This window comes from Pseudomonas sp. 32A (genome assembly GCF_052682255.1).
The window spans coordinates 445,177-459,469 of sequence record NZ_JBQYLY010000001.1; the positions used below are offsets into that span (position 1 = coordinate 445,177).

Annotated in this window: 5 protein-coding genes; 3 read left to right on the forward strand and 2 right to left on the reverse strand. The window is 61.3% G+C overall.

Going from position 1 to position 14,293, the window contains the following annotated elements:
- Nucleotides 1-80: 80 nt before the first annotated feature.
- Nucleotides 81-1,349: an Hsp70 family protein gene (locus ACUN0G_RS01980; RefSeq protein WP_093202293.1), complete on the reverse strand. Its 1,269-nt coding sequence runs from the start codon at nucleotides 1,347-1,349 to the stop codon at nucleotides 81-83.
- 288 nt (nucleotides 1,350-1,637) lie between these two features.
- Between ACUN0G_RS01980 and ACUN0G_RS01985 the strand changes: the two genes are divergently transcribed.
- Together ACUN0G_RS01985 and ACUN0G_RS01990 are read left to right on the forward strand one after the other, a co-directional pair.
- Nucleotides 1,638-2,585 (forward strand): DnaJ C-terminal domain-containing protein, encoded by a 948-nt coding sequence (locus ACUN0G_RS01985; RefSeq protein WP_445572575.1) that lies wholly within the window; start codon nucleotides 1,638-1,640, stop codon nucleotides 2,583-2,585.
- A gap of 2 nt (nucleotides 2,586-2,587) precedes the next feature.
- Nucleotides 2,588-2,896 (forward strand): chaperone modulator CbpM, encoded by a 309-nt coding sequence (locus ACUN0G_RS01990; RefSeq protein ID WP_003217397.1) that lies wholly within the window; start codon nucleotides 2,588-2,590, stop codon nucleotides 2,894-2,896.
- A gap of 5 nt (nucleotides 2,897-2,901) precedes the next feature.
- Here ACUN0G_RS01990 and ACUN0G_RS01995 read toward each other — a convergent pair whose 3' ends face one another.
- On the reverse strand, nucleotides 2,902-8,814 hold the full coding sequence (locus tag ACUN0G_RS01995; protein WP_445572576.1) for an NEL-type E3 ubiquitin ligase domain-containing protein: 5,913 nt from the start codon (nucleotides 8,812-8,814) through the stop codon (nucleotides 2,902-2,904).
- Nucleotides 8,815-9,097: 283 nt separating this feature from the next.
- On the opposite strand from ACUN0G_RS01995, the gene ACUN0G_RS02000 reads away from it, so the two are divergent.
- Nucleotides 9,098-14,257, forward strand: a complete 5,160-nt coding sequence (locus ACUN0G_RS02000; RefSeq protein ID WP_445572577.1) for a dermonecrotic toxin domain-containing protein — start codon at nucleotides 9,098-9,100, stop codon at nucleotides 14,255-14,257.
- Nucleotides 14,258-14,293: the final 36 nt, after the last annotated feature.

A 14,293-nucleotide genomic window follows, 5' to 3' on the forward strand; every position in this document is an offset into this window, starting at 1 on the left:
GGGCGCGAAGCGGCCCCAAAAAACCGGGCCTGCTACGCAGTCCAACGGGAGCAAGCTCCCTCGCCACACAAGCCCTGTAATCAGTAGCCGTAGCGCTTGCTGGCCTCAATCGCCAGACCACTGCCAATACTGCCAAAGATATTCCCTTCCACATGCTGCGCATTCGGCAGCATCGCCGAGATGCTGTGGCGCAGCGCCGGAATCCCGCTGGAACCCCCGGTAAAGAACACTGTGTCCACCTGAGCCACGTCCACCGAGGCATCGTTGAGCAACTGGGTCACGCTGTTGCGCACCCGCTCCAGCAAGCCATCGATGGCTGACTCGAACAATGCCCGACTCAATTCCACGCTCAACCCTGGCTCAACCCGGTCCAGCAGCACATGGCGGCTGTCCTGTTGGGTCAGCTGGATCTTGGTTTCTTCCACTTCCATCGCCAACCAGTGCCCGGCGCGCTGTTCGATCAGGTTGAACAAGCGGTCGATGCCGCCGGTGTCCTCGATGTCGTAGCGCATGCTGCCCAGCGCCAGCTTGGATTTCTGCGAGTACACCGAGTTGATGGTGTGCCAGGTCGCCAGGTTCATGTGGTGGCTGGTGGGCATGTAGGCGCCGCTTTTCATGCGGCTGCCGTAGCCGAACAGCGGCATCATGCCGGCCAGGGAGAGTTGCTTGTCGAAGTCGGTACCGCCGATATGCACACCGCCGGTGGCGAGGATGTCGTCGTGGCGGTTATCGATCTGGCGGCGCTCGGGCGACAGGCGCACCAGGGAGAAGTCGGAGGTACCACCGCCGATGTCGACAATCAGCACCAGCTCTTCTTTCTCGATGGTGGACTCGTAGTCGAAAGCCGCGGCAATCGGTTCGTACTGGAACGAGATGTCCTTGAAGCCGATCTTGCGAGCCACGTCCACCAGGGTGTTTTCGGCTTCCTGGTCGGCCATCGGGTCGTCGTCGACGAAGAACACCGGCCGGCCCAGCACCACTTCGTCGAACTCACGCCCGGCGGTGGTTTCGGCACGGCTCTTGAGTTGGCCGATAAACAGCGCCAGCAGGTCGGTGAACGGCATGGCCGTGCCCAATACACTGGTGTCGTGCTTGATCAGCTTGGAACCCAGCAGGCTCTTGAGCGAGCGCATCAGCCGGCCTTCGTAGTTTTCCAGGTACTCGTGCAGGGCCAGGCGACCGTACACCGGGCGGCGTTCTTCGAAGTTGAAGAACACCACCGACGGCAGCGTGATCTTGTCGTCCTCCAGCGCGATAAGCGTTTCCATGCCGGGACGAATCCAGCCGACGGTGGAGTTGGACGTGCCGAAGTCGATACCGCAGGCACGGGCTGGGGATGGGTTTTTCATGTCAATCGGGTTCCGGTTGAAAAACGGCCGCGCAGTGTATGCCACCCGCGTGCAGATGCGTAGGCCGACTATCCGCTAAATACAACGGACTTGTTACCTTGAAAGCCCGGTGTTTGCCCCCAAATCCTCCCCATACGGTTGGTGGCTGCAGGATTCTGCCCGCAGCGCCGATAAACTTCTGACGCACCCTTCGGTCACAAGATTGAGATCGGTCAATCCAGACGCCGCAAACAGGCGCATGCTGTGACGCTGGCAGTGCGATATCGATAACGGACGGTGATACTCCCGATGGACTTCAAAGACTATTACAAGATTCTCGGCGTCGAGCCGACTGCCGACGACAAAACGATCAAGGCCGCCTATCGCAAGCTGGCGCGCAAATATCACCCGGACGTGAGCAAGGAAAAGGACGCCGAAGCCAAGTTCAAGGACGCGTCCGAAGCCTATGAAGCGCTGAAAAGCGCCGACAAACGCGCCGAATACGACGATCTGCGCAAATACGGCCAGCATGGCCAGCCGTTCCAGGGCCCGCCAGGCTGGCAGAGCCGTGGCGGCTACGGTGGCGGTGGCCAGGACACCGGCGACTTCTCGGACTTCTTCAGCTCGATCTTCGGTTCGCGCGGCAATGGTTTTGGTGGTGCCCAGGGCCGTAGCGCCGGGCGCCGGGGGCAAGATGTGGAAATGGAACTGCCGGTCTTCCTTGAGGAGACCCTGTCCAACGAGTCCAAGCAGGTCAACTTCCAGGTGCCGCAATACAACGCGGCCGGCCAGCACGTCAGCAACACCACCAAGAGCCTGAACGTGAAGATCCCGGCCGGTGTGGCCGACGGCGAGCGCGTTCGCCTCAAGGGCCAGGGCGCGCCGGGGATTGGCGGTGGTGCCAATGGTGATCTGTACTTGATCATCAAGTTTGCGCCACACCCAAAATTCGATGTGGAAGGTGAGAACCTGATCATCACCCTCCCGCTGGCCCCGTGGGAACTGGCGTTGGGCACGGAAGTGGCGGTGCCGACCCTCACCGGCAAGATCAACCTCAAGGTGCCGGCCGGCAGCCAGAACGGCCAGCGCATGCGCGCCAAGGGCCACGGCTTGTTGAACAAGGCCGGGCAGCGCGGTTACCTGTTTGTGCAACTCAAGGCGGTGATGCCGAAAAACACCGACGACGAGGTCAAGGCGTTGTGGCAGGAACTGGCACAAAAAGCCGCCTTCGATCCAAGAGAATCATGGAGTAGCTAACGATGAGCAGTCCCCGTTTGGTTCAAGTGAACATGGCAGAATTCTGTGAGGCCACCGATTTGTCGGTGGCCTACGTGATCGAAATCGTCGAGCACGGCATCGTTGAACCGGTGGGGACCAGTCCCGAGTCCTGGCGCTTCACCGATTACGAACTGGCCCTGGCCAAGCGCGCCTCGGCGCTGCAAAAGGACCTGGAGCTGGAATGGGAAGGCGTCGCCCTGGCGCTCGACCTGCTGGAAGAAGTCCAGCAACTGCGGGCCGAGAACCAGATGCTCAAGCAACGGCTGGGGCGGTTGGTGCAAACGCCCTGAATCCATCAGGTGATGCTGCAGCGCTCCTTGCACGGCACCCAGTCGCGCTGGGTCAGCGAGCGAATCAGCTGTGCGTCGTCCACGGCCAGTTGCAGCTGCACATTTTCAGCCTGGGTTGCGTAGGCCTCATCGCCCAGGGCGCCCGCATCGTGTTCCTCGGATAACGCATTCAAGCGCACGTGATAGGGCTCCCTCAGGGCGCTGAACTCATCGTCATAACGGTTGCGAATAAAGGCCTGCCAGAATTCGCGTCCCAACAGTGATTGGACGAACTCCTTTGAGTCGTCCAGCCGTTTGATTCTGACAGCGGTGTTTTCCAGCATCTGCTCAGTCACGTCTCCGGATGCGAGGTAGCGAGCCTCGATGGGCTGACCGGGTAGGTCAAGGCGCTGGGTCAAGCCAATGCGGTAGGCCAGGCGGATTTCAATATCCTCCAGTTTTTCCAGGGCGGCGACTTTTTGTGCCGGACTCATGGCCGACATGCGAATCGCACCTTCTCGAACCCGAATGTCGCCGCTGGCCGACTTTTCCACCTCGTCCAGGCGGAAAAGGCCTTTGGCCAATTTGTAGAGTGCCGGCCCCGCCTCGCCATCGCTGGCCCCTTGTATGGCTCGCCACGTCAGCACCTTGATTTCCATGTCACTGAACACCAGGGCCGCCCGATCGCCGCAGCGCGGGTCACTTGCCAGGTTGAACAGCTCTTCACGCAAGCCATCGTCCTGGGCCGCATCGAGTAGTTGCCACAGACGCGTTTGCAGGCCGGCATAGTGCCTGCGGTAATCCGCCGATTCTTTGAGGTTGTTGAGTATGTCGAGGAAGGCTTGCGAGCCGGGTTTTTCGGCGATCGATTCCCACAACGTGCGCTTTTCGGCGATTTCCCCGGGGGATAGCTTAACCATCCAGTGCTGGAAGGCCGGCTCCGGAATATTGTCCACGACCTGTACTTGCGGTGCCCTGACTCCCGCCGCGGGCCGGGGCGCCCGATAGCGCATCGCGAGTGGGTGTCGGCGTTCTTCTGTCTCGGGGTAGCGTGAGGCAACATTGAGCCAATATTCAGCCAGTTGCCCCCGGGCTTCCACGGTCAACGGGTTTCCTACGATAAATGTGACGTTATTGGTGCGGATGGTAGAGACGGCGTGCTCGGGCGCCGGGTTGACGAGGGCGGCGGGCAGCTGCGTGATGCGATTATCGCTCAGGTCGATGATATCCAATGCCTGGCGCGGCTCCAGCCCCTGCGGCCATTCGGTGATCCCGGTGTTTCTCAACCACACCCCGCGCAGGTTTGGCAGGGTACTGAAGTTGGGGGTGCGCCCCAGGGGGTTGCCGTCCAGTCTGATCATCTTGAGTGAGGTGAGTCCGTCAAGCACATCCGTGTCGGCCTCGGTCAGAGACAGCCGGTTGCCCTTGAGGTCAAGACGGGTGAGCCGGTTCATCCGGGCAACGCTGGACGGGATTGAACGCAACTCGTCGTTCGACAGTTCGAGCCAGCGGGTGTGGCTGAAATGGCCGAGAAACTCATCCAGGCTGTACAGGGATCGCATGCCCTGCAGTTTGATTGACCCTACGTGGCTGAAATCCGCTTCCAGCGCAGGCAAGTCACCGATGCTCAAGCCGAGTGCTTCAAGCGTGTAACCGAAGGGAGAACCATCACTGGCCAGGGCTTTGGGTGTCATGCGCCGCCAGCATTCTTTGAGGTTCCGGGCGAATTGCCTGCGGTGGCTGGCATCCCCTACGCGAAGGTTGGCGTCGTCGGCGGATACCAGGAACCTTTGTGTGGCCCAGGCGTCCAGTTGGGTGTTCAAGGTGTGCCATTGGCCTTCCAGACGCGTCAGTTCGGCCGACGCCCCGTCACCTGCATTCAGTACGAGTCGCTCGTTTTCTTCCTCGCTGAATCCGGGGAAAAGCTCCCTTGCCCGCAGCATTTCGTCGGTGTGGCTCAGGGGGACTTCAAAGGCGCCAGGTTGGCCGCCGTTGCGCCAGCCCGGGCGAGTTTGTGAAAGGCGAGCGATGTACGCCCGCATCTGCCGGTTGGCTTGCGGGGTGAACGGGTTGTCGCGCAGGCGGGTCATGCGGTTGAGACGGATGCTGGCTTCCACATTTTCGGGGGCTGGGTTGAGCAGGCTGTCGGGCACCGCGCTCAGGTAATTGCCGGACAGGTCGACCTCCCTCAGCTCCGGCAATTCCAGCAGGCCCGAGGGCCACTGGTTGATCCGGGTGTTACGCAGCTCCAGCTTGCGCAATCGCAGCAGCGGGCTGAAATCGGGCAGGGTGCCCAAGGGGTTGTCGTTCAGGCACAGTTCTTCCAGGCGGCTCAGGGCGGCCAGTTGGCCGGCGCTGGTTTCGGTCAGGCGGATGGCATTGGCGGACAGGTCCAGGTGCGTCAGCTCCTTCATTGCGGTGATGGCTTCGGGCAGTTCGGTCAGTGTCTGGCGTCCGAAACCGCCGATTTGCATGAGCTTCAACCGTTTCAGATGGGGGAAGTTTCCAAGGAACTGCTCGGGGTTTTCGGTGAAATTCACGTAGTCGAGAACCAACTCCTCGACATGGCCAAAGTCGGCGTTCAGTTTGGGCAGGTTCACCTGGGCACTGATTTCCAGTCGGTGCCCGGTAAATGCCCCAGCACGGTCCACGGTCTGTCGGCGCCAGCAGGCTCTCAACGCATCGGCCACCGACTGCTCTCGGCCTCCCGGGTTTACTTCAAATGGACGCCGGCTCGTATCTTCACGGGCACTGCGTTTCACCCAGTCCTTGAGTGCGCGGTCGAGGGCGGCGTATTGGTTTTCCCGGCGCGTTAACTCACTGCGCACATCGCTCCCGAGAGTCTCAATGAAGGCGCTGGCTTGTTCGTCGCTGAAACCCGGATACAGCTTGCGCACCCGCGTATGCGGGCTGCGCAACTGATTGAGTTTGTGCAGCGGGGAGCCGCCCCGCAGGCGCAGGTTTCCCGCCAAGGGTTTGCGCAATACCGGGTGTTCCAGCAGCACCGAGCGCAGCTCATCCCGGGCCAATGGCGTTTGTCGCACTCGCTGCTTCAGGGTGTCGGCGTCCCATGCCGCTTCGCCCAGGGCTCGGCGCTGGCCTTGCTCGAGTCGCGCCAGAACGGCGCCATACAGGTCGGTGGCGCCGAACGATCCGTCTTCACCCATCGCCAGCACCAGCGGCGGTGCGTCGGCCTCTGGACCGACGGCGTCGATCAGTGGGCCCTGTTCGCTGCCCAAGCGGATTTCCACCCGCAGGCTCGGGTCCCAACCCGGCAAGCTGGGCAGGGTATGCAGGGCCAGACGCCGACTGTCCGGGCTCTGCAGGGTGTCGAGGAACAAGCCTTCATAGGCCCGTGCCATGCGCACTTGCTGCTGGCTTTCGCGCGCCAGGGCGGTGAGCCTTGGTGACAACGGCTGATGGCCACTCAGCGCGGTTAAATCCGCGTCCGTGGCGGTTTCCAGCAACTGTCTGGCAACCTCCGCCGGCAGGCCGGAAAACCTGTCCATGAGCTGCTGTACCGGGGGCGAGCGGGTCAGGTTATGGGCGCGGTAATCCGCGTCGAACAGCGAGGTCCGGCTGTCCCGGGCGGCCTGGGCAACTTCGCGGCGCCACAGCAGCGTCTGTTCGTCCAGTACCCGGGGAGTCGGGTCGAGGACCGCCGGATAGGTCAAGCCTCGGTGCGCCAGCACGCGCTCGGTGATCGCCGGGTCGGCCAGCGCGTAATCCAGCGGGTCGTCACTGCCCATCTTCTCGATAAACGTCTCGATCCGCTGATGGATGCCAAAGCGCGCCAGGCTGTCGCTCAACAGGGCGGGCGGCGGTTGCAGGTCTACATGCAGTTGGCGCAGTTGATCGGCGCGAGTGCCACTGGCCAGGCGCACCTGTTCCAGTTGCGCGTCGCTCAAGCCTCGGGTGCGGTAACCCAGGCGACGCATCAGCGTCGGGCCGTCCCACGTCAGCGGCTCTTCACCTTCATGCAGCCAGGCGCCCGCGCCGTTATGCGCCACCTGCGGGGCATAAGCGTCGGTGCGCGTGGGGTGTTGTATGCGATAGGTGTCGCCGTCGGGCTCGGATTTGACGGCATAGAGTTGATCGTCGAGGGGCAGCAGCGGCTGCTGGTCGTGGCTGTGCAAGCCCAGGTCATCAAACGTGGCGTCCTTGGGCAATACGACGGGGCTGTGATAAGGGGCCAGGTCGGGCTTCCACAGCCGTTGCTCGCCACTTGGCAAACGAACCGGCTTGAGCCCTTGTACCAACGCGGGTGTTGGCGGTGCAGCGAGCTTTTGCAGACCTTTCCCCGCGCCGGCCAGCAGCGCCATGGCGGCCAGGTTTTGGGCGACGTCGAACCAGTGCGCCTTGGCCGTGTCCCGGTCGCCTTCGCCCCAGTCGATCACGCCTTCGAAGGTTTCGTAGAGCAATTGGCCCGCCATGGCCGCCAGCATGATTTCGCCGAGCACCGGGACGAACGCCAGTCCCAGGCCGAGCACGGTAGCGCCGGCCTCCAGCCAACGGGCGATTTTTTGCGCGCGCACCCGGGCGTCGACATCGGCCGTGGGCACTGCCTGGTCGCGCGCATCGTCGAGGGCCTTGTCGCGGCCATGCTCGAACAGGTTGGTCCACAGGTCGACGTTGTCTGCCCACAGGGCGCCTCTTGATACAACCATCAGGTACAGGTCGGGAGCGTCCGTCTTCACCACCCTGCAGCCGGTTTTCGGGGGGGGAAGCGTCTGGGGCACGACCGTCGCCGTCAATGCCGGGAAGGCCAGTTGCAGCATCGTCTGGGTCACCGGCGAGCGCACCACTGCGTCGACGGCGGCGGTGGCGTCCGCAGCGGGTTCGGTAAACCGGTTGAAGAACGCCGGCTTGTCATGCTCATTGAGAAACTGGCTGAAAAAATGCTGGTAGCTCGTGGGCGTCGGGCGGTTGTTATTGCCGGATTCGCTTGGCGCTTTGTCGCGCGCCACCCACTGGCGGTTCAGTTCGGTTTTCAGCGCATCAAGGCTGTTGTAGCGCTTGAGCGGGTGCTCCGGATCGTGGGGCAGGTAGACGATGAAGTCGGTGGCATAGCGATATTTTTCCACCGGTGTAAACACCACGCTCCCCATGAGCGCGCGGTCTATCACGCTCAGGCAACTGAACCACACCGGTTTGCCGCCCAGCGTCGGGTTGCGTTCGCCGTCGACCACCTTGAGCACCATGGTGAAGTCATCCGGGAGAATGTCCTGCTTGAGCAGCGCCAGGTACGCCGCAGCCCTGAGGGCATCCTTCTGGCTGGTGATCACCGCGTCGCGCAACCGGGTGGCGGCAGTCTCGTCGGTGGGCAGTAATGTTTCCTTGAGGTGCGCCTGGTAGCGGGCACCCACGTCCAGCGTACGGCACAGCCTGATAAAGGCGGGTACGGTCAGCGCCGGGCCGATTCTGGGAGAGGCGCCTTCCCGGTCCGGGTATTGGGTGAACCCGGAGGCGGGGTCGAATGCGCCGTCTTCACCCTCACTGGCTTCAAAGTTATGCAGGGCAGCCTGCACCAGCGACACCTCCAGTACTTTGTATTCGCCGGCCTTGATCCCCAGGGTGCCGAGCCTCAGCGGCTCATACAAACGAAGAGAGGTGCCTTCGACATCCACGGTGAGGTTGAACTGTTCTTTCAGCGCGCCGCTGAGCAGGCCTATGGCGAAGGGCTTGAGTGCCTGGACGCTGGCCAGGTGTTGATCCACCGCATGTTGGGATTTGAAACTGGTTTCATTGAACGCCTTCAACGTTCTTCGCTGCAGCGGCGACAACCTGTCCATCCACTGCGCCTGTTCGAGCCTGGCCTGTTTCAACGCTTCAATGCGGTGGGCCGGCGCCTGCACCAGCCAATCCGGAATGGCCTGGCGAATCAACGCACTGTTGTCGTCGGAAGATGAGAGGGGAGTAACGGAGGGGGCATCCTGCATGGGGGCATTCCTTTGGGTAAGCAAAGGAAAAAGGCTACTGAAAACCGCTGTGGATTAATAAGTCGAAAAGCCGCTGGATAGCACGCAATAGTTAACGCATCAGCCGCGGATTACCTATGGATCGACGACTTAATTACCCCATGGAAATCCCCCCGTGTGCATCCAGCGCTGTCAGCGCTTTTTGAGTGCTTGCCCATGGGCAAATCCATTCAAATAGCTACCGCCGAGTGCCGGGGGCGACTGATTAAGGTCATTGCCTTAATTTCCCTATCGGTACTCGTTTATGCCAGCACCTCAAGCTTCCGCCTCGCTCCTGCCGGGCGGCGAAGGGCGTCACTATGCACAGATCAAAGCCGCCATCCCCGAAAGCCTGATCAGCGCATCTCCTGCCCTGCGTGCAGCCATCACGCAGGCCAAGCCAGAGATCCCCGCCTGGTATGCGGCCACCACCCCGGCACAGAAGGCCGCGCTGCAAAACCTGTTGGAGGCGAGCATCAAATCCCACACTGCACTGGAGCAAGCGACCGGCAAGGTGCAAGAGGTCAACGCCTTCGCCCGGCCATTGCTTGAAGCCGCGTTGAAGGCCGCCGGGTTTGAGCTGGACGTCAACCAGGTGCATCTGCGCCTCTATGTTCCGGTCGAAGGACTCGCGACAGGCTACCGGACCAAGACCTTGTCCCTGTTGCAAGCGGCCTTGAACAATTTTGAAGCGCGCGAGACCGGCGCCGGGTTCTTCAGCAGCGATTCAGGGTTTATCACCGCTCCCGGCGCGGATGGTCGTTTCGAACGCTATACCACGACCCTGACGATCGAGGCCTTTGCCCGGTTATGCCGCGACCTTGACCTGGGCAGGCTGTACCAGGAACACCTCACTACCTACCTGCTGCCGTTGCAAACCGTGTCCAGGAACCTGCTGCGTGAGCGCTTTATCAACCGGCAAAAGGACGCCTTCAGGGCCGCCGCCTACGTGGCGTTGCTCAAGGGGGATATTGGCAGCGACGACCACGCGCTACTCATGCGCATCGCCAATGGCGAGCGGCGCATCAAGCTCGGCGACAAGCAGGTCTGGCACCGCTGGCCCAGTATCATGGAACTGCAAATGCACGGCTGCCTCATGATCGACCCGAGCGTGGAGCACCGCTATGGGAGCTGGCTTATCGTCTACATCCCCGACCACCCCGAGCACCCCATCAAACGCTACGAAACCTTTGCCGACTATGCAGAAGAAACCACTCGCGAGCTGACTACTTATAAAACCGAGGATTACTGGGATAGCCGAGGCGTTCAGGTTACGGCGCACCAACAGTTTTTCTCGCGGTTTATCGGCCACAAATCCCTCGCTTACTATTACGGACGTTTCACCGAAAAACGCGCCGATGAACCACTCAGGCGCGTGGCCCTTGGTCCTGATCCGGAATGGCGAAGGTACTACGCAAGAAGGTCGGTTGCTGAGCTCCAGGCGATCAATGCCGTCATAAAGTCCCCGCGACATATCAGCCGCACACCGCAGGACCAGCCCAACCTGAATCTCAACGCCCACCCGATCAGGGGCCTGTGGATCGATGTCGACCTGTGGGACGAGCTGTATGTGGACATGCGCAAACGCGCACTCGACGATGCGTTGAGCATGGCGATACCTACCGCTCAAGCCGATGCGGCTGGCGGCGAGCGGCGGATGGCGCATCTGATGAACATCGGCCTGTTCACCTTGAACCTGGTGTCGATGTTCATTCCGCCCTTGGGGGCATTGATGGCGGTGGTCACGGCCGGGCAACTGCTGTACGAAGTGCTGGAGGGCGTGGTTGAACTCGGCCAGGGTGACCGCGAGGCGGGCTGGGCGCATATCGGTGATGTCATGGAAAACCTTGCTCAGTTGGCAGTGGGCGGCGCGGTCTTGCATTTCAGCGTGTCGCCGTTTATTGAAGGGCTCAAGGCGGTCAGGCTGCCGTCGGGAAAGGCACGCTTGTGGAAGCCGGACCTCGCGCCCTATGTGCAGGACATCCGACTGCCTGCGGGCTCGATTCCCGACTCGGCGGGCTTGCATACTGTCAACGGGCGGCAGGTGGTGTCGGTGGATGGCAATCGCTACGTTGTGAGCGCCCAAGACGACCCGGGCGTATATCGGGTCCGGCACCCCAACAGGCCTGGTGCGTATGAACCTCAAATCGTCAACAACGGCTCAGGCGCCTGGACTCATGAGGCCGATGAGCCCCTGACGTGGCAAGGCGCCCCGCTGATGCGGAGACTGGGCCATGTGATGGAAGGCCTGAGCGATACGCAGTTGGAGCAGGTGCGCAAGATCAGTGACACCGACGAAAGCGTGCTGCGCCGGCTGCACGTGGAAAGCGAGCCTACTCCAGCAATCACACTCGATACGGCAGTACGCCTGCGGGCTTACGAGCGTGCCGAAAGTTTGAGCCGGCAGATTCTTGCGGGGTCGATGTCGATGGAGCTGGGCAGCTACGCGGCGTCGTTGATGGTGGAAATGCCCGGCTGGCCCTCCGGCAGGACCATCGAAGTATTTGAAGGCCAGGGCGCAAGCAGGACGGCTGCCCTGTACGGCCAACCTCATGCACCCGGGACGGAGTTGATCAGCATCAGCCGCATAGACCTGTTCGGCGGCAAGCTGCCCGCGTTGGTCGTCGAGAGTTTGTCCGAGGAGCAACTTAAAGCGCTGCTCGGTCAGAACATGCCTTACGGGGCCGGGCTGCGTAGCCAAGCGTTGCAGACTCGGCTGGGGAACCATGCAAAACAGTCGCTGCGGCGGGTCTTCGACAGCCTTTACCTCGGACGGTCATCACCTGGCAGCGCTGAACTGCAACTGTTTGCACGCGACTTCAAAAGCTTGCCCACATTGATGGTGCAGGAGCTGTTGGACGGTGCCACCGTCAAGCAGCGGGCGGCCTTGGTTACCAAAGGCAAGATTCCCCTGGAGCTGGCGCAGCAAGCGCGCCGCAAACTCGGCGAATTGCGCCTGGCCCGGGCGTATGAGGGGCTGTACCTGGATGCATTGGCCAATGCGGACACTGAAGCCCTGGTGCTCAATACCCTGGAGCGCCTTCCCGGTTGGCGGGACAACCTGCGCATTGAAGTGCATGAAGGCTCGGTAAGCGGACGCTTGCGTGCCAGCTATGGCTCACCTGAGGCCACTAACGTCAGGCTGCTGGTGCGAGTGGGTGAGGGTCAGTATCAGGCGTTGGACACCCAAGGCAACGAGTTGCACGGGGTCGATAGCTTGTACGATTCCTTACAGCACGCACTGCCGGATGCCTACCGGCAGTCCATTGGGTTGCCCCATGTCGGACAAGGCGCGCAGTTAAGAGTGAAACTGCAGGACCACGCCCTGTCTCGCAGTGCCTTGCGCAAGGTGTTGAAAATGCAATCCGCTCAACCGTTTTTCAAACCGTTATCCCAGCTGTCGGGTGGCAGGCGTGGGTATCCTTTAAGCGTACGCGGTGGGTGGGCGTTTGAGCGGGAGTTGCAAGCACGTATTCGTTACTTGTATCCGGACATCACCTCCGACGAAATTGCCCAGTTGCGCCCCTTCGGCAATCCACTCAACGACAGCTGGCTGAGGGCGCTCGAAAGCGAATTCAGCAACCTGACCCAGACATTGCGGACCTGGCAGATCAGCGCCCGCGAAGGTGAGTTGACGAGCGGCCCCGCTGCCGACCGGATCTACCGGGCCAGGGGGCGGATCGTCAAGGCCATCGATAAGGCCTGGCGCAGAATCGGCCCTCGGGATATTGACCACAACGGTCAATATCGCGGCCAGGCCATCGAGTGGGCGGAGGTTGAATTGCGTCAGCAGTTGCGCACCCTGCCGCCATTGCAGGCCGACTTTGGTCACGTCAGCAAGCTGACCCTGCGCAGCATGGCCTTGACCAGTGACGACGTCGACGGGTTTGTTTCCAACTTCCGCGGCCTGCGCCGCTTGGCCGTGCAAGCCTGCCGGCTGACGCGGTTGCCGCCGGCCGTTGCCACCATGCCGCACCTGACCGAGTTGTATCTGGGAGGCAATGAAATAGTCCTGAATCCGCAAAGCGTCATGGTTTTGAGCAACCTGAAACAGCTCAGGGAGCTGTCGCTTGAAAGCAATCCGTTGGGTCTGGCGCCGGACGTGAGTCGCATGCCTCATTTGAGCCAGCTGTGGCTGGCTGAAACAGATTTGGAGGAGTGGCCTGCCAGTGTGTTTCGCCTGCCGCGACCACGGCGCTTCATTCTGGATTTGCGTGACAACGCCCTTATCCGCGTGCCCGTATTTGCGCCGGGTTCTGATAACGCTCGGATCATCGCGCGCACCACGCTCTCCCGTGAGTTGCTGGATGCTGAAGAATTGAACAGCTTCAGGTTGTACATCGAGGCGGCCGGTAATGATCCGGATCGTGAGCTTCCTGCCAAAGGTCAGGCCGATAGCAAGCTCTGGAAAACAGGATTGACCGAAGATGAATGGCAATCCAAGCAGCGACTGTGGCAAATGCTGGAGGACGCCTTCGGTTCCGAAGCGTTTTTCAAAGAGATTCGCAACCTGTCCAAATCAGGGGATGCCGTGATCGAGGGTAAGCGCTACCTGCCGGAGCTGACTGCGAAAGTGTGGCGCATGCTGGAGGCCATGGGCGAAGACGCCGAGTTGCGAGAGGAGCTGTTTCGCATGGCGCAATTCCCCACCGCCTGCGTGGATGCGGGCGCACAGTTGTTCAATGCCATGGGGGTTGAAGTGTTGTTGCGCTCGGCCTATGCCAGCGAGGACATCAATGTGGTGAGACGCAGCGTGCTCAAGCTGGCCAGGGGCAAGTGGCGGCTGGATGAGTTGGGGCGGATCGCTCATGAGCGCGTGGCAGAACTGATCAGTCAAGGCGCCAGGTATACGGAGTATGACCAACAGGGCAGGTTGGTCACTCATTACGACAACGCAGGTAATGAGATCCCGCCTATTGATGAGGTCGAGATCTACCTGGCCTACACCGCCTCGCTCTCCGCCCGCCTGGACTTGCCGTGGCAGGCCAGAACCATGCTGTACCGCGAAGAGTATGTGACGCCGGCCATGGTGGAGGCGGCGTACGAGCGCGTGACAGCGCTGGACCAGGGTGAGCAACTACGCACCCACCTGATCGAGCAGCCGATGTGGAAGGAATTTCTGGAGCGGGCCCACAAGGAGGAATACTCGAGCATTGCCAGGAAATCCGAAGCATTGCTCGACTACGAGGACGCACAAGCGCAATGGGCCGGGGATGGCGGCTTATCCGATGCAACCAAAGAGGCGCTACGTGACACCATCGACAGGACCGTCGCCATCCTCGGTCGATCACCCAGTAACAGCCTGCCGGGAACCGTCATGACTCGGGCTGAATACGATGCCTCGTTTGCCAGCATCGACAGTGAGTTGAAGGCGCTGAGCGAAACACTCACCGACCAGGCGATCAGTACCATCCTCGGGGCCTAGAACACAAAACAGCCCCGAGCCATCGGCAACACATCT